Here is a 26,413-nt window from a genome sequence, read left to right on the forward strand (position 1 = left end):
CTGCGCCCCCTCGTTGTTCATGCTCGTGCTGCGCTCGTCGTGCCCGCGGGCCCGGCGGAAACGCTCTCCGCCGGGCCCGGGTTGTTCTTTGGGAGTCGAAGGCCTACAGGCTCGGCAGGATCGCCGGCATGAGGTCCTGGAAGGTCTTGCCGTTGGCCGGGGTGCCGATGGCCGTCATCGCCCAGCCGTTGCCGGAGCGGTGCACCTTCGCCATGATCTGCGCGGTGTACGCGCCGCCGCCGTCGAGCGTGTAGCGGGCGAGCTCCTGGCCGTTGGTCTCGTCGACCAGGCGGCAGAAGGCGTTCTGCACCTCGGAGAACGTCTGGCCGGTGAACGAGTTCACCGTGAAGACGATCTGGTCGATGTGCACGGGGACGCGCTGCAGGTCGACGAGGATGGCCTCGTCGTCGCCGCCCGTGCCGGCGCCGCCGACCAGGTTGTCACCGGTGTGCCGCACGGAGCCGTCATCGCTGACCAGGTGGCGGAAGAAGACCACGTCCACCGGCTGTCCCCCGGCGAAGAGCACCGCCGAGGCGTCGAGGTCGATCTCCCTCGTGCGCGACCCGAACAGTCCGCGGCGGGGGGCGGCCTGCCAGCCCAGCCCCATCCGCACGGCGGTCAGGGTGCCTCCGTCTGCCTTCTGCAGGCTGATGCCCTGACCCTTGGACAAGTTGACCGTCACGCGCAGTCCCTTCTCGTTCTATCCCCGTGGGCCGGGCGTCCGCACGGCCTCCGCCCCGACCCTACGCACGGACCCCGATCCCGCACGAATCCGAACGGGATTTGTGGCGGTCTTGCAACATCCCCGCGCGTGCCCGGGCGGGAACCCGCACCCGGGCGGCACCGGAACCTCAGGCGAGCCCGGCCTCCTTCATCTGCCGCAGCTCCTTCTTCAGCTCGCTCACCTCGTCGCGCAGGCGGGCGGCGACCTCGAACTGCAGCTCCGCCGCCGCGGCCCGCATACGGTCGGTCATGTCCTCGATCTGCTGGGCCAGTTCGGCGGCGGGGCGGTCCGTCACCGCGACGGCGGCCTTCGCCTTGCCCTTGGCGGCCTTCGCGCCCTTGCCCGCCGCCTTCCCGGCGGGCGCGGTGGGCACCGGCGCCTTGCCCTTGGTGCCCTTGTCGCGGAAACCCGAACCCAGGAGCTCCTGGGTGTCGATCTCCTCGCGGGCCAGGGTGGCGACGATGTCGCCGATCTTCTTGCGCAGGGGCTGGGGGTCGATGCCCCGCTCCTTGTTGTACGCGATCTGCTTCGCCCGGCGGCGGTTGGTCTCGTCGATGGCCTTCTCCATCGCCGCGGTGACCTTGTCGGCATACATGTGGACCTGGCCGGAGACGTTACGTGCGGCACGTCCGATGGTCTGGATCAGGGACGTGCCCGAGCGCAGGAAACCCTCCTTGTCGGCGTCCAGGATGGCGACCAGGGACACCTCGGGCAGGTCGAGGCCCTCGCGCAGCAGGTTGATGCCGACCAGGACGTCGTACTCGCCGGCCCGCAGCTCGCGCAGCAGCTCCACGCGGCGCAGGGTGTCGACGTCGCTGTGCAGATAGCGGACCTGGATGCCGAGCTCCAGGAAGTAGTCCGTGAGGTCCTCGGCCATCTTCTTGGTGAGGGTGGTCACCAGGACGCGCTCGTCCTTCTCGGTGCGCGTGCGGATCTCGTGGACCAGGTCGTCGATCTGACCCTCGGTCGGCTTGACGACGACCTCGGGGTCGACCAGGCCGGTGGGGCGGATGATCTGCTCGACGAAGCCGTCCGAGCGCGAGAGCTCGTACTTGCCGGGGGTCGCCGAGAGGTACACCGTCTGCCCGATGCGCTCGGTGAACTCCTCCCACTTCAGCGGGCGGTTGTCCATGGCCGAGGGCAGCCGGAAGCCGTGCTCCACGAGCGTGCGCTTGCGGGAGGCGTCGCCCTCGTACATGGCGCCGATCTGGGGGACGGTCACGTGCGACTCGTCGATGACGAGGAGGAAGTCCTCCGGGAAGTAGTCGAGGAGGGTGTTGGGCGGGGAGCCGGGCTCGCGGCCGTCCATGTGCAGCGAGTAGTTCTCGATGCCGGAGCAGGAGCCGATCTGGCGCATCATCTCGATGTCGTACGTGGTGCGCATGCGCAGGCGCTGCGCCTCCAGGAGCTTGCCCTGCTTCTCCATGCGGGCGAGGGTCTCCTCCAGCTCCGCCTCGATGCCGGCCACGGCCTTCTCCATGCGCTCGGCACCGGCGATGTAGTGGCTGGCGGGGAAGACGTACAGCTCCCGGTCGTCGGAGAGGACCTCGCCGGTGAGCGGGTGGAGGGTGGAGAGCGCCTCGATCTCGTCGCCGAACATCTCGATGCGGACCGCGAGCTCCTCGTAGACCGGGAAGATCTCGATGGTGTCGCCGCGGACGCGGAAGGTGCCGCGGGTGAACGCGACGTCGTTGCGGGTGTACTGGATCTCCACGAAGCGGCGCAGCAGCTCGTCGCGGTCGATCTCCTCGCCGACCTTCAGCGGCACCATGCGGTCGACGTACTCCTGGGGGGTGCCCAGGCCGTAGATGCAGGACACCGAGGCCACCACCACGACGTCACGCCGGGTGAGCAGGGAATTGGTGGCGGAGTGGCGCAGCCGCTCCACCTCCTCATTGATGGAGGAATCCTTCTCGATGTACGTGTCCGACTGCGGTACGTAGGCCTCGGGCTGGTAGTAGTCGTAGTACGAAACGAAATATTCGACGGCGTTGTTGGGCAGGAGCTCGCGGAACTCATTGGCGAGCTGGGCAGCCAGGGTCTTGTTCGGCGCCATGACGAGCGTCGGCCGCTGGAGCTTCTCGATCATCCACGCGGTGGTCGCAGACTTGCCGGTACCGGTCGCACCGAGGAGCACGACATCCTTCTCACCTGCGCGGATACGTCGCTCCAGCTCGGCGATGGCCGTGGGCTGGTCACCGCTGGGCTGGAAAGGGCTGACGACCTCGAAAGGCGCCACCTTGCGTTCGATCTTCGATACGGGCCGCATGAGACCACGGTACGGCCCCCCACTGACAACGGCCGGACACCCGGCGTCCGGCCCCCGTTCCCGGGGCGAACGGGCGGCGGCGATCCGGCGAAGAACAGCCGTTCCCACCCGCCCCGCCCTCCCCTGTCGCGTACTTGTCTGAGGTACGCCCATCCCGTACACCAAAGGTCGGGGACGCCCGGCCCCTGATGTACGTGCCCGTCCGAGTCCAGACGACGCGAGGAGCCCGTATGCGCATCCGCCCCGTCTCCGCCGTGGCCGGCGCACTGCTCGTCCTGTCCACGCTCGTCCTCGCCGTTCCCCAGGCCCAGGCCGCTCCCGGGGGCCCGGAGGCCGCCCCCGGGAGGGCGGCCGCGCACGCGGGCGTGCCGCTCGCGATCGGCCACCGCGGCGTGCCGGTGCAGGCCCCGGAGAACACGCTGGCCTCGATCGACAGAGCCGCCGACCTGGGAATCACCTGGGTGGAGAACGACGTGCAGCGCACCAAGGACGGCGCCCTGATCGTCATGCACGACACCACCCTGGAGCGGACGACCGACGTCAAGCGGCGCTTCCCCCGCCGCGCCCCCTGGAAGATCGCCGACTTCACCCTCGCCGAGATCCAGAAGCTGGACGCGGGCAGCTGGTACGACCGCAGGTTCGCCGGGGAGCGGGTGCCCACGCTGCGGCGCTACCTGCAGCGCGTCGACCACAACCGGCAGAAGCTGCTGCTGGAGGTCAAGGCCCCCGAGCTCTACCCGGGCATCGAGCGGCAGCTGGCGAGCGAGCTGCAGCGCGCCGGATGGCTCAACGCGCGCCACGTGCGGAGCGCCCTCGTCGTGCAGTCTTTCAGCGCCCCTTCCCTCAAGGCCTTCCACCGGGTGCGGCCGGATGTGAAGACGGGGTTCCTGGGGGCCCCGAAGCCCTCGGAGCTGCGGTCGTACGCCGCGTTCGCCGACCAGATCAACCCGCCCCACAGGAGCGTCACCTCCGCATGGGTGCGGGCGGTGCACGCCCTGCGGGGCCCGCACGGGCGGCACCTCGAGGTCTCCGCGTGGACCGTGGACAACGGCGACCGGGCCGTCGAGCTGGCCCGCATGGGGGTCGACGGCATCATCAGCAACGCACCGCACGAGATCGAGGACGCCCTGGACGAGGACCTGGACGAGCAGGACGAGGAGGAGGACGACGGCCTGTCGTTCCTGAGCTTCTTGGGCCTGTAGACCGGCGCCCCGCGGGGCACCGCTCACAGCCCGCGGCTTGCGGTCCACGGACCGCGGCATCCGTGGATCACTTGATCGTGGATCACTTGTCCGGACCGGGGCCCGGCGGGGCCCCGGACGGCCTACGCTGGGCCTCATGACGGACCTGGAACCGACCGCTCAGGCGGCTGCCCCGGCCGCGTCGCCCCGCCCGCAGGAGTGGGCCTGGTCGACGGTCGGCACCTCCATCGGCCCGCTGGGGATCGCGGCGACGCCCAAGGGCCTGCTGCAGGTCGCCTTCCGTGCGGACGAGGCGGTGTCCGCCGAGGCCGTGGCCGCCCTCACCCGCCGCATGGGGACCGGCCCGGTGGCCGGGCCCTGCGCCTCGCGCGAGATCCTCACCGAGACGGCGGCCGAGCTCAAGGCCTACTTCGCGGGCCGCCGGGAGACCTTCTCCGTACCGCTGGACTGGTCGCTGGTCTCGGGCTTCAACCGCCAGGTGCTGCGCGAGCTGGCCGGCGGCGTCCCCTACGGCACGGTGGTCAGCTACCAGGACCTGGCCGACCGCGTCGGCGAGCGCGGCGCCGCCCGCGCCGTGGGCGTGGCCATGGGGAGCAATCCGCTGCCGGTCGTGGTGCCCTGTCACCGTGTCATCGAGAGCAACGGCGGCCTGGGCGGCTTCGGCAGCGGCCTGGAGATCAAGCGCTCGCTCCTGTCACTCGAAGGCGTACTTCCCGAGCCTCTTTTCTGACCGCTTCTGACCCCTTTATTACCGCTTCCGACCGCTTTCCCGGCCGCCTCCTTCCGGCCCGGCGGCGTTCACGCAGACGGTCGGTGACCGGTTGTCAGTGGCTGCCCTTAGCGTGCTGCGCACCGGAGATCGGCCGGCGCGGCCGACGGGGAGAGGGGCTTTGCCATGGCGGGAGAGACGACGTACCTGGAGCTGTCGCAGGACGGCGGCGGGGCGCACAAGTTCTACGAGGTCACGGTCGCCGGCACGGCGGTCACGGTCCGCTACGGCCGGATCGGCGCCGCGGGCCAGGTCCAGAGCTCGTCGTTCCCGACGGTGGAGAAGGCCCGGGCCGCCGCGGCGAAGAAGGTGGGCGAGAAGGTCCGCAAGGGCTACGCGCCGGCGGTGGCCGGGCAGCGGGCCGCCCGGGCCGTGACGCGCCGTGAGGTGACCTCCGCGCCGTCGACCGCACGGGCCGTGGCCCCGGTGCTGTGGCGGTTCGCCACCGGCTCCTCCGCGTTCGGCATCCACGTGGACGAGGACCGCTGCTGGGTGGGCAACCAGGCAGGTCACGTCCACACCCTCGGCCACGACGGCGAGGTCCTGGCGCGCTATCAGCTGCCCGCGGGCGTCAAGTGCCTGGTGGCGGACGACTTCTGGATCTACGCCGGCTGCGACGACGGCACGGTCTACGACCTGTCCTCCAAGCTCCCCTTCGCCGCCTACGAGATCGCCTCCGACGTCGACATCTTCTGGCTCGACATCCGCGAGGGCGTCCTCGACGTCGCCGACCGCAACGGCGGGCTGACCGTCATCGACCACGAGGACGAGCACCAGTGGTCGCGCCGCAGCAGCGGCGACCACGCCTGGATGGTCCGCCGCGACGAGCACGCCGTCTACCACGGGCACGCGCGCGGGGTGACCGCCTACGCCCCGGACGGCAGCGGCGAGCTGTGGCACACCCCCACCTCCGGCTCGGTGCTGTTCGGCTGGCAGGAGGACCACGCGGTCTACGCCGGCACCAACCGCCGCGTCGTCCAGCGCCTGTCGAAGGCCACGGGCGCCGTCGAGGCCACCTACCAGTGCGACACCGTGGTCTACTCCTGTGCCACCGCCCCCGGCGGCCGCTACGTCTTCGCGGGAGACTCCGCCTCGTCGGTGTACTGCTTCGCGGCGGACGGCACCCGGCTGTGGAAGCTCGGCACGGGCAGCGGCTCTGCGCTGTCCATGCAGTATCTGAACGAGAAGCTGTACATGGTCACCACGGACGGCTCGCTGGTGTGCGTCGACGCCAGTGAGGCCGCGGTCTCCGCCGCGCAGGCGGGCAGCGTCCCCGTGCCGGTGGACGTCAAGTCGGCCGCCGCCGTGCCCACGTACACCCCGACCCGCACCCTCGCCACCGTGAGCGCGGCGCCCGCGACGGGCGTCGTGGTCGAGTGCGTCCAGGAGGCCGGCCGGCTGCGGGTGCATGTCGTCTCCGAGGGCTACGACCCCGGCTGGAACGTCCAGTTCCCCCGCCACATACGCGAGGCCGGCGCCCGTTACGTCATCGACGCCCTCTCCCCCGCCGCCGGCGGCTTCTACCGCGTACGGGGCGAGATCCGGCGCCTGGTCTGATCCCGGCGGCGCTCTCCGCCCTTCCGGGTGGATGCTGGAGGTGGAGGCACCGCCATGCGCACCGGCAACGAACCCGCCACGGCCCGCAGCCCCCTGCGGCTGCGCTGCGGGCTGGCCGCCTGGGGCCTGGCCTGGGCCGTCACGGGCACCGTGCTCTTCGCGATCACCCACCACCCCGGCTGGGCGATCGCCTGCGGCGTCCTGATCGCCGTCACCGCCGTCGACCTGTCGCTGGTGATCCGGCACATCCGGCAGGGCCCGCACTACCAGCCGGGCCGGGACGTCCCGCCCTACCGGCCCGTCAGCGAGCGCCGCGAACCCGGGGAGGGCCGGCGCGGCCCGCAGCCCTAGCCGTAGCCGTAGCCGTAGCCGTAGCCACCGACAGTGAGCCCGGCCGCTCAGCCGGGCCGGCCGACCGCGGGGAGGCCGAAGTCGGCCCCGGAGATGTCCGCGAGTTCGCCGACAATCCGCAGCAGCGGCGTCCGCAGCTCCGTGAGGGCGGCGCGCATGGCCGGGGCCTCCGGCCACGCCTGTTCGTGGGCGACGGGGCTCGTGCCGTCGGGCCGGAGCGCCTCATGGGCGGCCAGCCTGGGGTGCCAGGCGCTGGTGAAGGGCCGCAGCGTGCGGTTGAGGAGGTCGTCGGCGATCGCGTGGACCGTGCGGGCGTCGCGGGGCGGCGGCCCGTCGGCGAGGTTGATGCTGTACTGCCGCAGCGTGGAGCGCGTGAACTCGAACAGCGCGTGGAGCGAGCCGAGCGCCTCGCGCAGGCTGCCGGTGCCGGGGGCGAGCTCCTGGACCCCGATGCGGGTGGCGAGCTCGACCTGCAGGTCGAAGGCGGCCATGCGCTCCAGCTCGCCGGGGGCACCGGCGGGCGGGACGGGCGTGTGCGGCTTCATCCGCGGCTCCCTCGTGCTCGTGCCGGCCGTGCCGGGCCGGGCTCCGACGCGGCCCAGCGTAGTGCCGTGGGAAGTGCGCAGGGTCCGTATGACGGCGTGCCGCAGCTGTTCGGCCCGGCCGGGCTCGGGGTCGTGGCGCAGCCAGGCGTGGACGGTCAGCGGGTGCACCGACCAGGAGCGGGTGCCGGCGGGCGCGAGGAGGCCCCGGCCGCGCAGGACGGCGATCCCGGCGTCGAGGCGGCGGCCGGTGGCGACGTCCGGGACCGCACTGCCCGGCGACAGGGCGCGCACAGCGTCGTCCCTGGTCAGCGGGGTGGGCGAGAAGGCGGCCGCGAGGCGCAGGGCGTCCATCGCGCTCGGCCCCGCGGCCCGCACGTCCCGGACGAGCGCGGCGGTCACCCCGGCGGGGTAGCCGGTGGGCAGGACCCGGTCCCGCGCGAGGACGTCCAGGAGCGAGCGCCCCGGCGTGTGGAAGCGGTCGAGGAGGGTGGTGTATCCGTCGGCCGCGGCGGAGGAGAGCAGGTCGAGCGCCAGGGGGTGCCCGGCCACGGCCGCGCACAGCGCCTCGGCGGCCGACCGCTCCTCGGGCGAGGCGGGTTCGGTGGCGTGGGTGAGGAGCGCGTACGCCTCGTCCGGCGCCAGCGGGTCGAGGTCGACGGGGGTGGCGAGCGTGTCGTACCTGCGGCTGCGGGTCGTCAGCAGGGTGCGGCCCAGCGGGTGCGGGGCGCACAGGCGGGCCACCTGGTGCGTGGTCAGCCGGTCGGGAAGGTCGTCGACGATCCAGAGGAACGGTTCGCCGGCGCGCGCGAAGTGGGCGTGCAACCGGGCCGTCAGATCCTCCGCCCCGCCCTCCGGCGCCAGGCCGTGCGCGGCGGCCAGGCCCCGCAGAGCGGCCTCGTAGGGCGCGTACGGCGATCCCGGGCCCCCACCCGCGTCCTGTGCCTCGCCGGCGTCACGGGTCTCGCCGGTGTCACGGGTGTCGCGGCCCAGCCAGTGGATCCCGCCCGGGTAGACGGCGGCGAAGCGCGTCGCGTACTCCTGGGCCAGCAGGGTCTTGCCGATGCCCGCCATGCCCCGGATCTGCACCGGCCGGGCGGCCGAATGCCCCGTGGTGAGCGGCGCGGCGTGCTGGTGCAGACGGCTGTGCACCTGCCAGAGGAAGGGCAGGCGGCCGGTGAAGGCGGGGGCGGGAGACGGCGGCGGGCCCGGGAGCCAGCGGGCCGGCGCGGCCTCCGTCGCCCCGACGGTGCCGGTGAGCCCCGCGACGTGCGCCCGTACGTCCGCCACGAGCGCGTCGAGCTGCGCCGCACCCGAGGGCAGCGCCCAGTGCTTGGCGTCGCGGAGCTCCACGGGGTGGATGTGCCCGGTGCCGGGCTCGGGGTTGACGACCATGACGCGGCGGCGGGGGTCGCCCTCGGCGAGGCCCGCGAGGTAGGCGGCGGTCAGCTCCCACTGGCAGGCCTGGCGCGTCGGGTAGGCCGCGGAGTAGCACGCCAGCAGCGCCTTCGAGCGGGCCAGGCCTTCGCGGATGGCGTCGCTGATGCCGGCGAAGCCCGCGACGGTGACCTCGTCGATGAAGACGTCGAGGCCCGAGGCGAGCAGCCGGTCGCGGAGCGGCGCTATGCGGCGGGCGTCACCGCGGCTGTAGCTGAGGAACACATCCCAGGTGCGGGCGCCCTGTCCCTCCACGCTCTCTCTCCTACGGTGTTCCGGCCGATACCTGTCTGCTGCGGCCGGGCCTAGCCTACTGTGGGGGCTCGGGGAGGAAGATCATGCGACGGATACGCAACGCCGCCGGCCGGGCCAGGCCGAAGCAGATCACGGTCCGGATGGCCATTCCGATGCTGGGCGACATCACGGGCGTCTGGGAACCGGTGGAGGCCGAGCGCAAGGCCGCCTGGGAGCTGTACGCGGAGCTGGCCACCCGCGTCTCCACCGTCGAACTGGGCCCGGAGGACGGTTTCCTGAGGGAGGCCCTGTCCTCCTTCTACAGCCTCTTCGGCACCACGCGTGACATCCTGCGCCGCTACGGGCCGGACGTCGCCCCGCGCCGCGGCCCGGGCTCGATCACCTTCGGCGCCCTGGCGGTCACCGTCCTCAACCAGGCCCTGCGCCCCGTCCTCGCCACCTGGCACCCCCGCCTGGCCGCGTACGAGTCGCTGCGCCCGGCGGACGTGGACCCCGTCTCGTACGAGCGCGGCTGGGAGCACGCGGCGGAGCTCCGGGCGGAGATCGCCCGGGTGCGGGAGGTCCTGGTGGCGCTGGCGCACGCCCTGTCGGAGGTGGCGGGCTCGGCCGACCTGTTACGACCGGCCACAATGCCCTACCCCCCCCCCGGAGGCCGGAGAGGGGTGACGGCGGGTGCGGTCAGTCCGCGGGTCCGTCACTACGGGTGCGCGCGAGCGTGCGCCGGGCCTCCTCCGCGTACCGCGCGCGTTCCTCTTCCGGCAGGGCCTGCCATGCCGTGCGCAGGGCCCGCATCCCCTCGCCCAGGGCCTCGGCGTACGCCCCGACCCGCACGGCCTCCCGCAGGCCGACGCGGCCTGTGAGGACCTCGCGGGCCATCTCCTGAAGCACGTCACCGGCGCGTCCGGTGGCAAGCTGCTGCAGCGCCCCGTGGAGGGCCCGCGCCCGGTCGGCGCTGCGTCCCGGGGTCACGAATTCCTCGAAGCCCACATGCTGTTCGGTCACGCGTTCCCCTCCTGTCTCAGACCGCGGGGTGGTCGTAGCCCGTGCGCGGCACCGGGAAGGCGTTGAGCCCGGCGAGGGCCTCCGCGCCGGTCCGGGCCAGAGTGCCGTAGCCGGCGTGCACTTGCGCCTGGGCCCCGGCGATCAGCTGGATCATGCACTCCCACTCCCTCAGGATGCTCAGCAGCTCCTGGGTGCCGAACGCGGCGGCCGCGACCGCGGCGCTTCCGCCCGTGGCCGCCTCGGCCGTGGCGATGAGGCTCGTGGTGATCAGCGCATCGAGCATCGCCCCGAGGCAGTCGCCTACGGCTTCCCCGGCATAGGAGACCGCCTGGGCGACGGCGAGGTATTCGCTGCCCATGGCGTCGAGGGATGCGTGGAAGTCCGCAAGATTCCCGGCAAGAGCGGAGAAGTAGTGCGCGCCCGCCTCGGCGGCGTTTCCGTCCCAGGCTGCGCCGATGCGCGTGTTCCCGGACCGGAGATTACGCGCGATACCCTCGCAGGCACGCCCCGTTTCCCGCCACGCCGAGGCGCACGTGACATAGGCCTTCCAGTCACCGGCGAGGCTCTGCTTGGCCCACGTCAGGGGATTCTCGCCCACGTACAGCTCCGCCAGTTTGAAGAGCCAGCCGGATGGGGTGAGGAATTCCGCCGCGTCGTTGAACGGCTTCAGCGGGTCGGCGAACTCCTCCGGTTCACCGGGCGGGACGAGACATGCCGTCGGCTCCGTCACATCGGGAAACGACGCTGTCGTCATTCCGCCTCCGTCCCCCGGAGGGCCGCGTCGAACGCGGCGGCGGCGCCACGGTCGGTGCCGCGGTAATAGCCGGCCGCCGTGGCGAGTTCCTCCGCGGAGCCCTGCAGAATTCCGGCCATACGCTGCAGGGCGCTCAAGACGTCGTTGCGTAAGGGGCCGTGCCACAGGGACGCCTCTTCGAACAGCCCTCCTGCCGATGCAGGGAGAACGGTGTGCCGCCGGGCGTACGCCAGTACCTCCCGCATGTCCTCGGCACCCCTGCCGACCTGCCGTGCGAACGCTTCGAGCTGTCCGGGATCGACTCTCAGGACCATGATTTCTCCTCCTACGGTGAGACGAGTCCTACGGTGAGACGAGGAGCAGCAGGACGCACACGGCCGTCCCGGCTCCGGCAGCCCGGAACAGCCACATGACATAGGGCGCCGCGGCTGTCCGGCGAAGTACCGCCCAAGCGGCCCGGCTTTCCCCGACCGTCCTCGCGCGATATCCGACCACCGTGGTCATCACGCCGAAAGCGACCCCTGCCAGCCCGGCGCAGAAGAAGGCCAGACCGCCCCAGACGTACCGCCAGCTGACGGGGTGGTAGCCGTACCCCTCCCGGTAGACGCGCACTTTCTCGCCCACCACGTACCCCCCGCGGAGGCCTGCGCCGTCGCGCACCACCCGGCCGCGGTCGGCACGGAAGGAGCCGAAGCACACGTCATACGTACCGCGGTGGCCGTGGTGCTCCTCGCACCTCTCCACGGTCAGGGCGCCCTTTTCCGCGACGAAGCCGGCCGCCTTTTCTGCATGACGGACCATCACCCCCATACAGGTCAGTGACAGCAGCACGACGCCGACGCCGAGCAGGCGCGGCAGGAGCCGCGGTGGGGGCAGTACGGCGAATGGACTCGTCCCGAGTAATTCGGGCATGGCCATAAAAGGTCTCCTCGATACGGCTCGGTGAGCGGAATCGCGGAGACTCTATGCACAGCGCAACAGCGTTGATCACGGGTGGAGCCGGCGCGGGACACCGGCCACAGGCCGTGCACCCTTGTCCCGCCTGCCTGCCGCCCGCACGCCGGGCCCGTAGACCCTCACCCGATATGACGAACGCCGTTATGACTAGTGCCGCGCGCTGCGCTCGCGCAGCTCCTCCCAGACCTTCTCGACCTGGCGCTGAAGTGCCTCGATGGGCCCGTCGTTGCCGATGACGAAGTCGGCCACCGCGAGCCGGGCCTCGCGGGTGGCCTGGGCGGCCATGCGGGCGTGGGCCTCGTCCGGGGTCATGCCGCGGAGGCGGACCAGCCGGTCCAGGCGGGTCTCGGTGCCGGCGTCGACGACGACGACCAGGTCGTAGAGGGGGGCCAGGCCGTTCTCGGCGAGGAGGGGGACGTCGTGGACGACGACCGCGTCCGGGGCGGCGGCCGCCTCCAGTTCGGCGGAGCGGGCCCGGACGAGGGGGTGCACGATGGCGTTGAGGGCGGCCAGCCGGTCCGGGTCGGCGAAGACGACGGCGCCCAGCCGCGGGCGGTCGAGCGTGCCCTCGGAGGTGAGGACCGCCTCGCCGAACTCGGCGACGACCGCGGCCAGCCCGGGTGTCCCCGGCTCGACCACTTCGCGGGCGATCCTGTCGGAATCGACGATCACCGCTCCGTACGAAGCCAGCAGCCGCGACACCTCGCTCTTGCCGGCACCGATTCCGCCCGTGAGGCCCACTCTCAGCATGGGCCCCACGGTAGCGGGCGTGCGGTCAGTGACCGCTGTCGCCCTCCCTGTCGGCGAGGAAGCGCTCGAATTCCGCGCCCAGTTCATCGGCGGAGGGCAGCTCGACCGGCTCGGCGACGAGGTTGCCGCGGGTCTCGGCACCGGAGACCGCGTCGTACTGGTGCTCGAGGCCGCGCACCAGCGAGACGAGCTCCTCGTCCCCCTCGGCGATCTGGCGCTCGATCTCCTCCTGGGTGCGCAGCGCCTCGGACCGCAGGGCGTGCGCGGCGTTGGGCAGCACCAGGCCCGTGGCGGCCGTGACCGCTTCGAGGGCGGTGAGGGCGGCATCCGGGTAGGCGGAGCGGGCGATGTAGTGCGGGACGTGGGCGGCGACGCCGAGCACATCGTGACCGGCCTCCGCGAGGCGGTACTCGACGAGGGCCTCGGCGCTCCCCGGCACCTGCGCCTCGTCGAAGAAGCTGCGGTGACCGGGCATCAGGTCGGTGCGGTTGCCGTGCGGGGTCATGCCGACGGGGCGGGTGTGCGGAACGCCCATGGGGATGCCGTGGAAATTGACGGACAGCCGCACGCCGAGGCGCTCCACCAACTGCCGCACCGCGGCGGCGAACCGCTCCCACTCGACATCGGGCTCGGGGCCGGACAGCAGCAGGAAGGGGGCGCCCGTCGCGTCCTGGACGATGCGCAGCTCGATCGCGGGGGTCTCGTAGGCGCTCCAGCGGTCCCGCTGGAAGGTCAGCAGTGGCCGCCGGGCCCGGTAGTCGATGAGCCGGTCGTGGTCGAAGCGGGCCACGACCTGGTGCGGCAGGGTGTCCAGGAGCCGCGAGACGATCTGCTCGCCCGTCTCCCCCGCGTCGATGTAGCCGTCGAAGTGATAGAGCATGACCAGGCCGGCCGTGTCCTGGGCCAAGGCCAGGTCGGCCACGGCGAGCCCCTGGGGCTCCCATTCGTACAAACCCTGCGGATCCAACACAGTGACCGTTCCTCCTCATGTTCCGTACGGGGGAACGCGCCTGGAGGGCCCGGCCATTCCCGGCTTCCGGATCGCGCCGGCGCATCTCACATGACGGAACGAACGCCTGACGGAGCGAACGCCTGCCAGCAGAGCACGAATAAGGCCCGCTCCCCAAGGGGAACGGGCCTTACTCAGTCAGCTGTCAGCTGCCGTGGTGCAGAGCCTCAGCTCTGGCCGCCGGCGAGCTTCTCGCGGAGGGCGGCAAGCGCCTCGTCCGACGCCAGGGCGCCGGAGTTGTCGGCCGACTCCGAGGAGTACGAGCCGCCGGAGACCTGGGCGCCACCGGCCTGCGGGGCAGCCTGAGCACCCTCGGCCGCAGCCTCGGCGTCCGCCTCGCGGGACTTGATGACCTGCGCCTGGTGCTGCTCGAAGCGCTGCTGCGCCTCGGCGTACTGGCGCTCCCACTCCTCGCGCTGCTTCTCGTAACCCGGCAGCCAGTCGTTGGCCTCGGGGTCGAAGCCCTCGGGGTAGATGTAGTTGCCCTGGTCGTCGTAGGACGCGGCCATGCCGTACAGGGTCGGGTCGAACTCGACCACGGACGGGTCGGCACCGAAGGACTCGTTGGCCTGCTTCAGCGAGAGGCTGATGCGGCGGCGCTCGAGGTCGATGTCGATGACCTTGACGAAGATCTCGTCGTTGACCTGGACGACCTGCTCCGGGATCTCCACGTGGCGCTCGGCCAGCTCGGAGATGTGGACCAGGCCCTCGATGCCCTCGTCGACGCGCACGAACGCACCGAAGGGAACGAGCTTGGTGACCTTACCCGGGACGACCTGACCGATCTGGTGGGTCCGGGCGAACTGCTGCCACGGGTCTTCCTGGGTGGCCTTGAGCGACAGGGAGACGCGCTCGCGGTCCATGTCGACGTCGAGGACCTCGACGGTGACTTCCTGGCCGACCTCGACAACCTCGGACGGGTGGTCGATGTGCTTCCAGGACAGCTCGGAGACGTGGACGAGACCGTCGACGCCGCCCAGGTCCACGAAGGCACCGAAGTTGACGATGGAGGAGACGACGCCGGAGCGCACCTGACCCTTCTGCAGGGTGGTGAGGAAGGTCTGGCGGACCTCGCTCTGGGTCTGCTCCAGCCAGGCACGGCGGGACAGGACCACGTTGTTGCGGTTCTTGTCCAGCTCGATGATCTTGGCCTCGAGCTCCTTGCCCACGTAGGGCTGAAGGTCGCGGACGCGGCGCATCTCGACCAGGGAGGCCGGGAGGAAGCCACGGAGGCCGATGTCGAGGATGAGACCACCCTTGACGACCTCGATGACGGTACCGGTGACGATCCCGTCCTCTTCCTTGATCTTCTCGATGGTGCCCCAGGCGCGCTCGTACTGGGCGCGCTTCTTCGAGAGGATCAGGCGGCCTTCCTTGTCCTCCTTCTGGAGAACCAGGGCCTCGATCTCGTCGCCGACCTTGACGACCTCGTTCGGGTCGACGTCGTGCTTGATCGAGAGCTCGCGGGAGGGGATGACACCCTCGGTCTTGTAACCGATGTCGAGCAGGACCTCGTCCCGGTCGACCTTCACGATGACGCCGTCGACGATGTCGCCGTCGTTGAAGTACTTGATCGTCTCGTCGATCGCGGCGAGGAAGGCTTCCTCGTTACCGATGTCGTTGACCGCAACCTGCGGGGTGGTGGCGGTGGTCTCGGTGCTGCTCGTCATGTGGGAAAGGGCTCCGGTACGGACATTGAGTCGTAGGTACTGCTACGCCGAGAGCCCGTATCGCACTGCCGAAGCCGGACAGCCTTGGAGGCGCACGTTCGGGATCCGAAGACCACTCCACGCACCTCGGCAACCGAGGGGACATACAACAAGTGCGAGCGCGGCCTGCTCTGTCTGAGGCGCGCAGGCCCGCAGCGCAACTTGTAGCATACGGGGGCAGCCGGGCACGGTCAATGCGCGAAGGCGCACACCCGGGACGATTCTCCTCATACCGGGCACAACTTCTGTTTTGCGAGGCCACGACGGCCTCGCCGCACACTACTGCGGGGGCACGACCGCCGATGATCGAAGAGACCGAAAAGATAGAAGAGTACGAACCGGAAGCGACCCGGCGGGCCACGGGCGACGCCGAGAGCAGCCGGGCGAGCCGCGGCTGGTGGGACCGCAACGCCGACGAGTACCAGACCGAGCACGGCGCCTTCCTCGGCGACGACCGCTTCATCTGGGGCCCGGAGGGGCTCGACGAGGCCGAGGCCGCCCTGCTGGGCCCGGCGAGCGGCCTCAAGGGGCTCGACGTGCTGGAGATCGGCGCCGGCGCGGCCCAGTGCTCGCGCTGGCTCGCCGCGCAGGGCGCCCGCCCGGTGGCCCTGGACCTCTCCCACCGCCAGCTCCAGCACGCCCTGCGCATCGGCGGCGGCGTTCCGCTGGTCGAGGCCGACGCGTGCGCCCTGCCCTTCGCCGACGGCTCCTTCGACCTGGCGTGCTCGGCCTACGGGGCCGTCCCCTTCGTCGCGGACCCCGTGCAGGTGATGCGGGAGGTACGGCGCGTGCTGCGGCCCGGCGGGCGCTGGGTCTTCTCCGTCACACACCCCATCCGCTGGGCGTTCCCCGACGAGCCGGGCCCCGAGGGCCTCTCCGTCGCGGCCTCCTACTTCGACCGCACCCCTTACGTGGAGCAGGACGAGCAGGGCCGCGCCGTCTACGTGGAACACCACCGCACGCTCGGTGACCGCGTGCGGGACGTCGTCGCCGCCGGCTTCCGGCTGACCGACCTCGTCGAGCCCGAGTGGCCCGCCTGGAACCGGCAGGAGTGGGGCGGCTGGTCCCCGCTGCGCGGCAACCTCATCCCCGGCACGGCGATCTTCGTCTGCGAGCGCGACTAGCCCGGCGGGCGGCTTCCAGGGGGGCGGTTCACCGGCCGCGGGCCGTCGGGGGCTGGTCGCGCAGTTCCCCGCGCCCCCTTCGGGGCACGTCCAGCGCGCTTCCGAGGACGGCCGGGTACATCCATACGGGACGTATCCGGCCGTGGGCGAGACTTGGCACGTGATCCGTGACGACGCCCTCACCCAGTTGCCCGTGCGGTCCGTGCTGCCCGCCCTCAGGGAGGCCCTGGACGCGCACGGCGTGGCGGTGCTCTGCGCGCCGCCCGGCACCGGCAAGACCACGCTGGTGCCGCTGGTCCTCGCCGGGCTCGCCGGGGACGGCCCGCGCCGGCGCGTCGTGGTCGCCGAGCCGCGCCGGATCGCCGCGCGGGCCGCCGCCCGCCGCATGGCGTGGCTGCTGGGCGAGAGCGTGGGCGAACAGGTCGGCTTCACCGTGCGCGGGGAGCGGCGGGCCGGGCCGCGCACCGTGGTCGAGGTCGTCACCACCGGCGTGCTGCTGCAGCGGCTGCAGCGCGACCCCGAGCTCGCGGGCGTGAGCACGGTCGTGCTGGACGAGTGCCACGAACGCCACCTCGACGCGGACACCGCCGCCGCCTTCCTCCTGGACGTACGGGCCGCGCTCCGCCCTGAGCTGCGGCTGGTGGCGGCGTCCGCGACGACGGACGCCGAGGGCTGGGCGCGGCTGCTCGGCGACGCGCCCGTGGTCACGGCCGAGGGCGTCTCGCACCCGGTGGAGGTGCTGTGGGCGCCGCCGGAGCGGCCGGTGCGGCCGCCGCACGGGATGCGCGTGGACCCGGCACTGCTGGAGCACGTCGCCGCGGTGGTGCGGCGGGCGCTGCGGGAGCGGGAGGGGGACGTCCTGTGCTTCCTGCCGGGCGTCGGGGAGATCGCGCGCGTGGCGGGCCGGCTGGGCGGGGCGGAGGCGCTGGGGGCGGAGGTCCTGCAGGTGCACGGGCGGGCCCCGGCGGCGGTGCAGGACGCCGTACTGGCCGGTGCGACCGGGGGGCGGCGCGTCGTGCTGGCGACGTCGGTGGCGGAGTCCAGCCTGACGGTCCCCGGGGTGCGGGTCGTGGTGGACGCGGGCCTGGCCCGGGAGCCGCGCACGGACCACGCGCGCGGGCTGAGCGCGCTCACGACCGTACGGGCCTCGCGGGCCTCGGCACGGCAGCGCGCCGGGCGTGCGGGGCGTGAGGCGCCGGGGGCGGTGTACCGCTGCTGGTCGGAGGCGGACGACCTGCGGCTGCCGGGGTTCCCGGCGGCGGAGATCACCGTCGCCGATCTGACGGCCTTCGCCCTGCAGGCGGCGTGCTGGGGCGATCCCGACGCGTCCGGGCTCGCCCTCCTCGACCCGCCCCCGTCCGGCGCGATGGCCGCCGCCCGCGACGTCCTGACGGCCACGGGCGCCGTCTCGGCCGACGGCAAGCCCACGGACCGGGGCCGCCGCATGGCCCGCCTCGGCGTCCACCCCCGCCTCGCGCGCGCCCTCCTGGACGGGGCCCGGGAGGCCGGCGCCCGCCGTACGGCGGAGGTGGTGGCCCTCCTGAGCGAGGAGCCGCCCCGGGAGTACGGCGACGATCTGGCCGCCGCCTGGCGTACGGCGCGGCGCGGCGGCGACGCGTACGGGGCGCGGTGGCGGGCGGAGGCCCGGCGGCTCGAAGGGGCGCTGAAGGGGGTGGCGGAGGACGGTTCCCCCGGCGCGCCCGGCTCCGGCGCGCTGTCGGACGACGCCGTGGCCGGGCTCGTCACCGCGCTCGCCTACCCCGAGCGGGTGGCCAGGCTGCGCGGCGAGGGCTCGTACCTCATGGTGTCCGGCACGGGGGCGCAGCTCGGCGACGGGTCCCGGCTGCGCAGCACGCCCTGGCTCGCGGTCGCCGTCGCCGACCGGCCGGTCACGGCGGCCTCGGCGCGGGTGCTGCTCGGCGCGGTGATCGACGAGGACACGGCGCGCGCCGCCGCCGGTGCCCTGTACGCGGAGGGCGAGGAGGTCGGCTGGTCGGAGGAGCGGCGGGACGTGGTGGCGCGGCGGGTCGAGCGGCTCGGCGCGGTCGAGCTGGCGTCCCGTCCGCTGCCCGAGCCGGACCCGGAGCTCCTGCGGGCGGCGCTGGAGGTAGGGCTGCGGCGGGAGGGGCCCGGGCTGCTGCGCTGGACGGCCGAGGCGGCCGGGCTGCGGCAGCGGCTGGCGTTCCTGCACCGGGAGCTGGGCGAGCCGTGGCCGGACGTCTCCGACGCCGCGCTGCTGGAACGCCTGGACGACTGGCTCGGCTGGGAGCTGGGCCGGGCGCGCCGCCGGTCGGACCTGGAGCGGGCGGACGGCGGCAAGGCGCTGCAGCGGCTCCTGCCGTGGGCGTCCGGGGACGCGGCGCGCCTGGAGGAGCTGGCGCCCGAGCGGATCGAGGTGCCCAGTGGTTCGCGGATCCGGGTGGACTACGGGGGCGGGCAGCCGGTGCTGGCCGTGAAGCTGCAGGAGCTGTTCGGCTGGCAGGAGACGCCGCGGCTCGCGGGCGGGCGGGTGCCGGTGCTGGTCCACCTGCTGTCCCCCGCGGGGCGGCCTGCGGCCGTCACGGCGGACCTGGCGTCCTTCTGGCGCGACGGCTACCGAGCGGTACGGGCGGAGCTGCGGGGCCGCTACCCCCGCCACCCGTGGCCGGAGGACCCGACGACGGCGGCGCCTACGCGGCGGGCGACGGGCGGTCACTGACGCCACGTGCGGGGGGTGCGCCCGGCCGGCACCGCCGGAATGCGTGTATCCGATTGCTCGCCGTCGCGGCGGAAGGATTCGGCGCAGTCGCCGAAGAGGTGAGGGCCCTCCTCCACTGCCCGCCGTGGCGGAAGGATTCGGCGCAGCGGCCGAAAGGTGAGGACCGCCCCGGACGCAAGCTCAGCCCGGCCAGGGCCGCCGGGTCACCACCACGGGAGCCGGTCATCCGCCGCGGCGGCATGCAGGTGGCGGCCGGCCGTCGCGGCGGAAGGTGTGTTCCCGCGCACCTTTCGTCCGCTGCACACGGCGAGCCGCCACGTCAGTGGGCGCCGATGGTGCCCTGCGGGCCCGGGCCGAAGGGCACCGAGCCGAAGGGCACCGGGCCGCCTCAGGGGAGGTACCGCTCGACCGCCGCCCCGCCCTTCTCCTCGATGAGCCGCTTCGCCCGCTCCACCCGCTCCGGTGTCACGTCCCGGCCGGACGCCATGACCAGGTCCTCGGGGTCGAACGGCCGCTCGCCCCCGGTGTACAGCCGCCTGGGCCGGGACGCGGTGGATCCGTCCTCGGTCTTCTCCTTCGCGCTCTTCTCCTTCACGGCGAGCCTCCTCTGCTCCATGCGGCCCTTTTCCCCGGGGCCTGCCGCTCGGTTTTCCCTCCATAGTGTGTCTTTTGTCCGGTAAATGCACGACGAGGGCGGGTGCGGGCTTCCAGGAAAAGAGCGAGGGCCGCCAGCGCGCCCCCCAGGCCGGCGCTCCCCCAGGGCAGCCACGAGGTCAGCAGGAGCACGAGCCGCCGCTGGGAGGTCACGAGGGCGACGGTGGAGTCGACGTAGTCGGCGCGCATCTTCACATGGCCGGCGAAGGCCGTGATCGGCTTCTTCTCCGGGTGCCCGGTCCAGCGCAGCTCCTCGCGGTGGACCTCCTCCCCGTTGACGGGGGCGCCGGTCACGGGGTCGATCCAGAACATGCGCCGGGTCGTGTACCACCGCTCCAGCCCCAGCTGCCGTACGGTCTCGGGCGTCACGCCGAGGGGCATCCGCTTGGGCAGGGGGACGCTGGTCCAGGGGATGGTCTGCTCGAAGTAGTAGACGTCCAGGCCGCGGAAGGAGCGCGTGCCCCGGTAGTGGATGGGCGCCGAGGTGCGGGTCTGCATGTCGAAGTAGCGGTAGTCGCGCTTCTCCACGAGGAAGGGCCACTTGTACTCGATGCCGTCGCGCCGCACGGGGGTGCCGTCCACGTGCTCACCGCCGGCGTGCACGGGCTGCTGGCTGTGGGCGTCGAAGACGTAGCGCTCGGGTATCCGGGAGATCATCGCGCCGTCGGGCCCGTTCATATGGGTGAGGGTGTCCCACACGACGACGTCGCGGCCGGTCTCGCGGCGGATCTTGCGGGCCTCTTCGGCGTTGCCCTTGAGCGTCTGGACGAGGGTGACCTTGGGGACGGTCCGGGGCTCCATGCGGGCGTAGTCGACGAGGGTCGCGTCCTTCGCCTCCAGGACGGCGGTCTGGTAGCTGCCCGCCGGGACCTTGGCCAGGCGGGGGAAGGCGTACCAGCGCAGCAGCGGGGCGAGGGCCGCGAGGAAGACTGCCACTCCGAGAAGGATCAGGCTCGCTCTGCGGCGCACGGCGCGGCCGGCCCGTCAGGGGTGCGCGGGGGCGGAGGTGAGCAGGGGCTCGGGGGACGTCGTCCCCTCGGGCGGGCCGATCGCGGTGACGGTGAGGACCAGGGCGAGGGCGGCGGCCAGTCCGACGGCCGCGGCGGCCAGTGCGCGCATGCGAAGCCTCCCGGCGGGATTACCCAGACCTGACGACCAGTCAGGAGCAGGCAGGGCACGGTAGCAACGCACGCCGCAGATGAGAACCACGCGCACGGCCCCTCTCCCGGATCAGGAGAAGGGCCGTACACATCCGTATCCGAATCCGCAGACACATCCGCATCCGCATCCGTATCCGCAGACGCGGGCGCACTCAGTGCGCGGCGGACTCCCAGTCCCGCCCGACGCCGACCGAAACGTCCAGCGGCGCACTCAGCGACACCGCCCCGGCCATCTCACGGCGGACCAGCGCCTCGACGGCCTCCCGCTCACCCGGAGCGATCTCCAGCACGATTTCGTCGTGGACCTGGAGCAGCATCCGGGACGAGAGCCGCTCCGCCTCCAGCGCCTCGCCCACCCGCAGCATCGCGATCTTGACGATGTCCGCGGCCGTGCCCTGGATCGGGGCGTTCAGCGCCATCCGCTCGGCCATCTCACGGCGCTGGCGGTTGTCGCTGTTGAGGTCCGGGAGGTAGCGGCGGCGGCCGAGCATCGTCTCGGTGTAGCCCGTGGCGCGGGCCTCGACGACGACCCGCTGGAGGTAGTCCCGCACGCCGCCGAAGCGCTCGAAGAAGGTGTCCATCAGCTTGCCCGCCTCGCCCGGGGCGATGTTGAGCTGCTGGGACAGGCCGAAGGCCGACAGGCCGTACGCGAGACCGTACGACATCGCCTTGATCTTGCGGCGCATCTCCGGGTCGACCTCGGTCTTGGCCACGCCGAAGACCTGGGAGGCGACGGTGGTGTGCAGGTCCTCGCCGGAGTTGAACGCCTCGATCAGGCCCTCGTCCTCCGACAGGTGGGCCATCACGCGCAGCTCGATCTGGCTGTAGTCCGCCGTCATCAGCGACTCGAAGCCCTCGCCGACGACGAAGCCGCGGCGGATGGCCCGGCCCTCGTCCGTCCGCACCGGGATGTTCTGCAGGTTGGGGTCGGTGGAGGACAGCCGGCCCGTGGCCGCCACCGTCTGGTTGAAGGTGGTGTGGATACGGCCGCCGGGGGCGATCGACTTGATCAGCCCCTCGACCGTGGAGCGCAGCTTCGACTGCTCACGGTGGCGCAGCATGATCACCGGGAGCTCGTTCTCCGTCTGCCCGGCGAGCCAGGCCAGGGCGTCGGCGTCCGTGGTGTACCCGGTCTTGGTCTTCTTCGTCTTGGGCAGGCCGAGCTCGCCGAAGAGCACCTCCTGCAGCTGCTTCGGGGAGCCCAGGTTGAACTCGCGGCCCGCCGCGGCGTGCGCCTCCTGCACGGCCTGCTGCACCGCGGCGGCGAACTGCTGCTCCATGCGCTCCAGCCAGCCGCGGTCGGCGGCGATGCCCGCCCGCTCCATACGGGCCAGCAGCGCGCTCGTCGGCAGCTCCACATCGCGCATCAGCTCCGCCGCGCCGACCTCCTCCAGGCGCGTGGTGAACGCCGCACCCAGGTCGAGGACCGTACGGGCCCGGCCCATCAGCGCATCGGCCTCGGCCTGCTCGTCCGCACCGAAGGCCAGCTGCCCGTCGCCCGCAGCAGCCGTGGCCAGCTCACGGCCCAGATACTCCACGGACAGGGCGTCCAGCGCGAAGGAGCGGCGCCCGGGCTTGACCAGATACGCGGCCAGCGCCGTGTCCATGCTGACGCCCTCGGCCGACCAGCCGTGCTCGGCGAAGACCCGCATCGCGGCCTTGGCGTCGTGCATGACCTTCGGCGCGCCCGCATCCGCACTCCACGCGGCGAACGCCCGCTCGTCGGCCTCGTCCAGCTCGGCGGGGTCGAACCACACCGCCGGGCCCTCGCCCGTCGCCAGCGCGATCTCCGCGACGCGGCCGCTGCCCAGCGACCAGGAGTCGACCGTGGCCACGCCGAGCGGCGCCGAGCCGTGCTCCGCCAGCCACGGCGCGAGCTCGCCCGCGCCCAGCACCGTGCCGTCCACCTCGGCACCGGCCTCGGGGACGGCCTCCTCCGCGGCCTCCCCGCCGGGGTCGGCCGCCAGCAGCCGGTCCCGCAGGCCCTGATTGCGGATCTCCAGACCCTCCAGGAACGCGATCAGCGCCTTGCGGTCGTATGCCGCGCGCAGCAGCCCCTCCGGGCCCACGGGCAGCGCGACATCGCGCACCATCTCCGTCAGGCGGCGGTTGAGCTTGACGGCCTCCAGGTGATCACGGAGGTTCTGCCCGGCCTTGCCCTTGACCTCTTCGACGCGCTCGACGAGCTCGGCGAAGGAACCGAACTGATTGATCCACTTCGCCGCGGTCTTCTCGCCCACGCCCGGGATGCCCGGCAGATTGTCCGACGGGTCGCCGCGCAGAGCCGCGAAATCCGGGTACTGCGAGGGCGACAGGCCGTACTTCTCCTGCACCTTCTCCGGAGTGAAGCGGGTCAGCTCCGAGACGCCCTTCGTCGGATACAGCACCGTCACGTCATCGGAGACGAGCTGGAAGGAATCGCGGTCACCGGTGACGATCGAGACGTGGAAGCCCTCGGCCTCCGCCTGCGTGGCGAGGGTCGCGATCACGTCATCGGCCTCGAAGCCGTCGACCGCGAACCGCGGCACGCTCATCGCATCCAGCATGTCGCCGATCAGCTCCACCTGGCCCTTGAAGTCATCCGGCGTCTTGGAACGCGTCGCCTTGTACTCCGGGAACTCCTCCGAGCGCCACGTCTTGCGCGAGACGTCGAACGCCACCGCGAAGTGCGTCGGCTGCTCGTCACGGAGCGTATTCGCCAGCATCGACGCGAAGCCGTACACCGCATTCGTCGTCTGGCCGGCGGCCGTCGTGAAATTCTCCGCGGGCAGCGCGAAGAACGCCCGGTACGCCATCGAGTGCCCGTCCATGAGGAGCAGGCGGGGGCGACCTCCCTCCGCTGCCTCGGTGCCGGTCGGTCCGTTCGTCTTCACTGCCTTTGCTGCCACGCCCCCGATCCTGCCACGGCCCACTGACAATCCCGGCCACGGCGACCTCGCCCCGGCACCCGCCACCGCCCCGTGACAGGATCGGACCCGTACGAGAGACCCGTACGACAGACGTGTACGAAAGATCCGTACGGCAGACGTGTACGAGAGACGTTTAAGAGATCGCTACGGCTACGAGAGATCCTTACGGCAGCCCCGTACGCGAACCGCGCACCCGCGCACCACCGACCGCTCGAAGGGGAGCGACATGGCAGGCAAGCCACCCACCGGCGATCCCGTCCAGGACGCACCGGACGTCACGGCCCCGCAGCACGCCGCCGCCGGGCTGCCCGCCGTCGCCCACTCCCTGCGCATCGCCCACCAGCAGATGGGAGCGCGCCGCACCGCGCTCACCCTCCTCAAGGTCAACCAGAAGGACGGCTTCGACTGCCCGGGCTGCGCCTGGCCCGAACCCGACAAGCGCCACGCCGCCGAATTCTGCGAGAACGGCGCCAAGGCCGTCGCCGAAGAAGCCACCCTGCGCCGCGTCACCCCCGACTTCTTCGCCCGGCACTCGGTCTCCGACCTCGCCGGCCGCAGCGGCTACTGGCTCGGCCAGCAGGGCCGCCTCACCCAGCCCATGTACCTGGCCGAGGGCGCAGACGCCTACGAGCCGGTCAGCTGGGAACGCGCCTTCGACATCATCGGCGAGGAGCTGGCCGCCCTCGGCTCCCCCGACGAGGCCGTCTTCTACACCTCCGGCCGCACCAGCAACGAAGCCGCCTTCCTCTACCAGCTCTTCGCCCGCGAATTCGGCACCAACAACCTGCCCGACTGCTCCAACATGTGCCACGAGTCCTCCGGCTCGGCGCTCTCGGAGACCATCGGCATCGGCAAGGGCAGCGTCCTCCTGGAGGACCTCTACAAAGCCGACCTGATCATCGTCGCCGGGCAGAACCCCGGCACCAACCACCCGCGCATGCTCAGCGCCCTGGAGAAGGCCAAGCACGGCGGAACGAAGATCATCACGGTCAACCCGCTCCCCGAAGCCGGCCTGGAACGCTTCAAGAACCCGCAGAACGCCCGCGGCCTCGCGGGCGGCGGCACCGCCCTGACCGACCTGTTCCTGCAGATCCGCCTCGGCGGCGACCAGGCGCTCTTCCGCATCCTCAATAAACTCGTCCTGGAGACCGCAGGCGCGGTCGACACCGAATTCGTCCGCGAACACACCCACGGCTACGAGGACTTCCGCACGGCCGCACTCACCGCCGACTGGGACGAGACCCTGCGCGCCACCGGCCTGAGCCGCGCGGAGATCGAGCAGGCGCTCGGCATGATCCTCGCCTCGAAGCGCACCATCGTCTGCTGGGCCATGGGCCTCACCCAGCACAAGCACGCCGTGCCCACCATCAAGGAGGTCGTCAACCTCCTGCTGCTGCGCGGCGACATCGGCCGCCCCGGCGCCGGCGTCTGCCCCGTCCGCGGCCACAGCAACGTCCAGGGCGACCGCACCATGGGCATCTTCGAACGCCCCGCACCGGCCTTCCTCGACGCCCTGGAGAAGGAGTTCGGCTTCACCCCGCCGCGCGAGCACGGCCTTGACGTCGTCCGCGCCATCCGCGCCCTCCGCGACGGACAGGCCAAGGTCTTCTTCGCCATGGGCGGCAACTTCGTCTCCGCCACCCCCGACACCGACGTCACCGAGGCCGCCGTCCGCCGCGCCCGCCTCACCGTGCACGTCTCCACCAAGCTCAACCGCTCCCACGTGGTCACCGGCGCCCGCGCCCTCATCCTGCCCACGCTCGGCCGCACCGAGCGCGACCGGCAGGCGGGCGGCGAGCAGTTCGTCACCGTCGAGGACTCCATGGGCATGGTCCACGCCTCCCGCGGCGGCCTGAAGCCCGCGAGCTCCCACCTCCTCTCCGAGCCCGCCATCGTCTGCCGACTGGCCCGGCGCGTGCTCGGCACGGCCTCCGCCACCCCGTGGGAGGCCTTCGAGCGGGACTACGGCACCATCCGCGACCGCATCGCGCGCGTCATCCCCGGCTTCGAGGACTTCAACGCCCGCGTCGCCCGGCCCGGCGGCTTCACCCTGCCCCACGCGCCCCGCGACGAGCGCCGCTTCCCGACCGCCACCGGCAAGGCCAACTTCACCGCCGCCCCGGTCGAATACCCGCACCTGCCGGAAGGCCGCCTGCTCCTGCAGACCCTCCGCTCGCACGACCAGTACAACACCACCATCTACGGCCTCGACGACCGCTACCGCGGCATCAAGAACGGCCGGCGCGTCGTCCTCGTCAGCCCCGAGGACGCCCGCGCACTCGACCTCGCCGACGGCTCATACGCCGACCTCGTCAGCGAGTGGACCGACGGCACCGAGCGCCGCGCCGCCGGCTTCCGCGTCGTCCACTACCCGACCGCCCGCGGCTGCGCGGCCGCGTACTACCCCGAGACCAACGTCCTGGTGCCGCTCGACCACACCGCCGACACCAGCAACACTCCGGCGAGCAAATCGCTGGTCGTCAGGATCGAAAAGACGGAGCGGAAAGCCGATCAAGCCGGTTGACGGCAAGGCCGTTGAACTGAAAAAACTTTCACACCACAACGGCCGAGGGTGATCGGA

21 protein-coding genes are annotated in these 26,413 nt (G+C 72.2%); 8 read left to right on the forward strand and 13 right to left on the reverse strand.

Annotated features, from left to right (window positions below; genetic code table 11):
- Positions 1–103: 103 nt before the first annotated feature.
- Together IE241_RS22640 and uvrB are read right to left on the reverse strand one after the other, a co-directional pair.
- On the reverse strand, positions 104–682 hold the full coding sequence (locus IE241_RS22640) for a TerD family protein (RefSeq protein ID WP_190023635.1): 579 nt from the start codon (positions 680–682) through the stop codon (positions 104–106).
- Positions 683–851: 169 nt separating this feature from the next.
- Positions 852–2,993 (reverse strand): excinuclease ABC subunit UvrB, encoded by a 2,142-nt coding sequence (uvrB, locus tag IE241_RS22645; RefSeq protein ID WP_190023636.1) that lies wholly within the window; start codon positions 2,991–2,993, stop codon positions 852–854.
- Between the two features lie 230 nt (positions 2,994–3,223).
- Here uvrB and IE241_RS22650 point away from each other — a divergent pair, with 230 nt between their 5' ends.
- From IE241_RS22650 to IE241_RS22665, 4 genes are all read left to right on the forward strand, one after another.
- On the forward strand, positions 3,224–4,195 hold the full coding sequence (locus IE241_RS22650) for a glycerophosphodiester phosphodiesterase (protein WP_190023637.1): 972 nt from the start codon (positions 3,224–3,226) through the stop codon (positions 4,193–4,195).
- Between the two features lie 136 nt (positions 4,196–4,331).
- On the forward strand, positions 4,332–4,925 hold the full coding sequence (locus tag IE241_RS22655; protein ID WP_190023638.1) for a methylated-DNA--[protein]-cysteine S-methyltransferase: 594 nt from the start codon (positions 4,332–4,334) through the stop codon (positions 4,923–4,925).
- 165 nt (positions 4,926–5,090) lie between these two features.
- Positions 5,091–6,521, forward strand: coding sequence for a WGR domain-containing protein (locus IE241_RS22660; protein ID WP_190023639.1), 1,431 nt, complete (start codon positions 5,091–5,093; stop codon positions 6,519–6,521).
- 54 nt (positions 6,522–6,575) lie between these two features.
- Positions 6,576–6,872 carry a DUF6343 family protein gene (locus IE241_RS22665; RefSeq protein ID WP_190023640.1) on the forward strand — a complete coding sequence of 99 codons (297 nt, stop codon included), beginning with the start codon at positions 6,576–6,578 and terminating at the stop codon, positions 6,870–6,872.
- 47 nt (positions 6,873–6,919) lie between these two features.
- On the opposite strand, the gene IE241_RS22670 is transcribed toward IE241_RS22665, so the two are convergent.
- Positions 6,920–9,106, reverse strand: coding sequence for a tetratricopeptide repeat protein (locus tag IE241_RS22670; protein ID WP_190023641.1), 2,187 nt, complete (start codon positions 9,104–9,106; stop codon positions 6,920–6,922).
- A gap of 83 nt (positions 9,107–9,189) precedes the next feature.
- On the opposite strand from IE241_RS22670, the gene IE241_RS22675 reads away from it, so the two are divergent.
- Positions 9,190–9,966, forward strand: coding sequence for a hypothetical protein (locus IE241_RS22675; RefSeq protein ID WP_190023642.1), 777 nt, complete (start codon positions 9,190–9,192; stop codon positions 9,964–9,966).
- Positions 9,967–10,124: 158 nt separating this feature from the next.
- On the opposite strand, the gene IE241_RS22680 is transcribed toward IE241_RS22675, so the two are convergent.
- The 6 genes from IE241_RS22680 to rpsA form a co-directional block, all read right to left on the reverse strand.
- Positions 10,125–10,862 carry a hypothetical protein gene (locus tag IE241_RS22680; protein WP_190023643.1) on the reverse strand — a complete coding sequence of 246 codons (738 nt, stop codon included), beginning with the start codon at positions 10,860–10,862 and terminating at the stop codon, positions 10,125–10,127.
- Positions 10,859–11,176, reverse strand: a complete 318-nt coding sequence (locus tag IE241_RS22685; RefSeq protein WP_190023644.1) for a type VII secretion target — start codon at positions 11,174–11,176, stop codon at positions 10,859–10,861. The genes IE241_RS22680 and IE241_RS22685 overlap by 4 nt, the downstream gene beginning before the upstream one ends.
- A gap of 28 nt (positions 11,177–11,204) precedes the next feature.
- Positions 11,205–11,774 (reverse strand): hypothetical protein, encoded by a 570-nt coding sequence (locus IE241_RS22690; protein WP_190023645.1) that lies wholly within the window; start codon positions 11,772–11,774, stop codon positions 11,205–11,207.
- A 192-nt stretch (positions 11,775–11,966) separates the two neighbouring features.
- The gene (gene coaE / locus IE241_RS22695) at positions 11,967–12,569 is read right to left on the reverse strand and encodes a dephospho-CoA kinase (RefSeq protein WP_190023646.1); all 603 of its coding nucleotides are present in this window, start codon (positions 12,567–12,569) and stop codon (positions 11,967–11,969) included.
- 25 nt (positions 12,570–12,594) lie between these two features.
- On the reverse strand, positions 12,595–13,539 hold the full coding sequence (locus tag IE241_RS22700; RefSeq protein ID WP_190023647.1) for a PAC2 family protein: 945 nt from the start codon (positions 13,537–13,539) through the stop codon (positions 12,595–12,597).
- Between the two features lie 206 nt (positions 13,540–13,745).
- Positions 13,746–15,248: a 30S ribosomal protein S1 gene (gene rpsA / locus IE241_RS22705; RefSeq protein WP_058044905.1), complete on the reverse strand. Its 1,503-nt coding sequence runs from the start codon at positions 15,246–15,248 to the stop codon at positions 13,746–13,748.
- Between the two features lie 341 nt (positions 15,249–15,589).
- Between rpsA and IE241_RS22710 the strand changes: the two genes are divergently transcribed.
- Together IE241_RS22710 and hrpB are read left to right on the forward strand one after the other, a co-directional pair.
- Entirely contained in the window at positions 15,590–16,411 is an 822-nt protein-coding gene (locus IE241_RS22710) for a class I SAM-dependent methyltransferase (protein ID WP_190023648.1), read from the forward strand.
- Positions 16,412–16,571: 160 nt separating this feature from the next.
- A complete protein-coding gene (hrpB, locus tag IE241_RS22715) occupies positions 16,572–19,109 on the forward strand; it encodes an ATP-dependent helicase HrpB (protein ID WP_190023649.1) in 2,538 nt (845 codons plus the stop codon).
- Between the two features lie 388 nt (positions 19,110–19,497).
- On the opposite strand, the gene IE241_RS22720 is transcribed toward hrpB, so the two are convergent.
- The 4 genes from IE241_RS22720 to polA form a co-directional block, all read right to left on the reverse strand.
- On the reverse strand, positions 19,498–19,704 hold the full coding sequence (locus tag IE241_RS22720; protein WP_190023832.1) for a hypothetical protein: 207 nt from the start codon (positions 19,702–19,704) through the stop codon (positions 19,498–19,500).
- Positions 19,701–20,732 carry a cell envelope lipid trafficking protein PgfA gene (gene pgfA, locus IE241_RS22725; RefSeq protein ID WP_190023650.1) on the reverse strand — a complete coding sequence of 344 codons (1,032 nt, stop codon included), beginning with the start codon at positions 20,730–20,732 and terminating at the stop codon, positions 19,701–19,703. Before pgfA ends, IE241_RS22720 begins: the two co-directional genes overlap by 4 nt.
- Before the next feature lie 15 nt (positions 20,733–20,747).
- Positions 20,748–20,882 carry an SPW_0924 family protein gene (locus IE241_RS22730; RefSeq protein ID WP_190023651.1) on the reverse strand — a complete coding sequence of 45 codons (135 nt, stop codon included), beginning with the start codon at positions 20,880–20,882 and terminating at the stop codon, positions 20,748–20,750.
- A gap of 193 nt (positions 20,883–21,075) precedes the next feature.
- A complete protein-coding gene (gene polA / locus IE241_RS22735) occupies positions 21,076–23,733 on the reverse strand; it encodes a DNA polymerase I (RefSeq protein ID WP_190023813.1) in 2,658 nt (885 codons plus the stop codon).
- A gap of 325 nt (positions 23,734–24,058) precedes the next feature.
- Between polA and IE241_RS22740 the strand changes: the two genes are divergently transcribed.
- A complete protein-coding gene (locus IE241_RS22740) occupies positions 24,059–26,356 on the forward strand; it encodes an FdhF/YdeP family oxidoreductase (RefSeq protein ID WP_190023652.1) in 2,298 nt (765 codons plus the stop codon).
- The last annotated feature ends 57 nt before the right edge of the window (positions 26,357–26,413 follow it).

Origin of the sequence: Streptomyces hiroshimensis (assembly GCF_014650335.1) — a bacterium.
GTDB classification, from domain to species: Bacteria; Actinomycetota; Actinomycetes; order Streptomycetales; family Streptomycetaceae; genus Streptomyces; species Streptomyces hiroshimensis.

Bases quoted from the DNA above. Each gene is read 5' to 3' on its own strand.
- IE241_RS22655 (WP_190023638.1), top strand. From the start codon at position 4,332: ATGACGGACCTGGAACCGACCGCTCAGGCGGCTGCCCCGGCCGCGTCG.
- IE241_RS22690 (WP_190023645.1), bottom strand. From the start codon at position 11,774: ATGCCCGAATTACTCGGGACGAGTCCATTCGCCGTACTGCCCCCACCG.
- IE241_RS22665 (WP_190023640.1), top strand. From the start codon at position 6,576: ATGCGCACCGGCAACGAACCCGCCACGGCCCGCAGCCCCCTGCGGCTG.
- IE241_RS22675 (WP_190023642.1), top strand. From the start codon at position 9,190: ATGCGACGGATACGCAACGCCGCCGGCCGGGCCAGGCCGAAGCAGATC.
- IE241_RS22740 (WP_190023652.1), top strand. From the start codon at position 24,059: ATGGCAGGCAAGCCACCCACCGGCGATCCCGTCCAGGACGCACCGGAC.
- IE241_RS22650 (WP_190023637.1), top strand. From the start codon at position 3,224: ATGCGCATCCGCCCCGTCTCCGCCGTGGCCGGCGCACTGCTCGTCCTG.
- coaE (WP_190023646.1), bottom strand. From the start codon at position 12,569: ATGCTGAGAGTGGGCCTCACGGGCGGAATCGGTGCCGGCAAGAGCGAG.
- IE241_RS22680 (WP_190023643.1), bottom strand. From the start codon at position 10,862: ATGACGACAGCGTCGTTTCCCGATGTGACGGAGCCGACGGCATGTCTC.
- IE241_RS22685 (WP_190023644.1), bottom strand. From the start codon at position 11,176: ATGGTCCTGAGAGTCGATCCCGGACAGCTCGAAGCGTTCGCACGGCAG.
- IE241_RS22730 (WP_190023651.1), bottom strand. From the start codon at position 20,882: ATGCGCGCACTGGCCGCCGCGGCCGTCGGACTGGCCGCCGCCCTCGCC.
- IE241_RS22660 (WP_190023639.1), top strand. From the start codon at position 5,091: ATGGCGGGAGAGACGACGTACCTGGAGCTGTCGCAGGACGGCGGCGGG.
- uvrB (WP_190023636.1), bottom strand. From the start codon at position 2,993: ATGCGGCCCGTATCGAAGATCGAACGCAAGGTGGCGCCTTTCGAGGTC.
- IE241_RS22710 (WP_190023648.1), top strand. From the start codon at position 15,590: ATGATCGAAGAGACCGAAAAGATAGAAGAGTACGAACCGGAAGCGACC.
- polA (WP_190023813.1), bottom strand. From the start codon at position 23,733: ATGGACGGGCACTCGATGGCGTACCGGGCGTTCTTCGCGCTGCCCGCG.
- rpsA (WP_058044905.1), bottom strand. From the start codon at position 15,248: ATGACGAGCAGCACCGAGACCACCGCCACCACCCCGCAGGTTGCGGTC.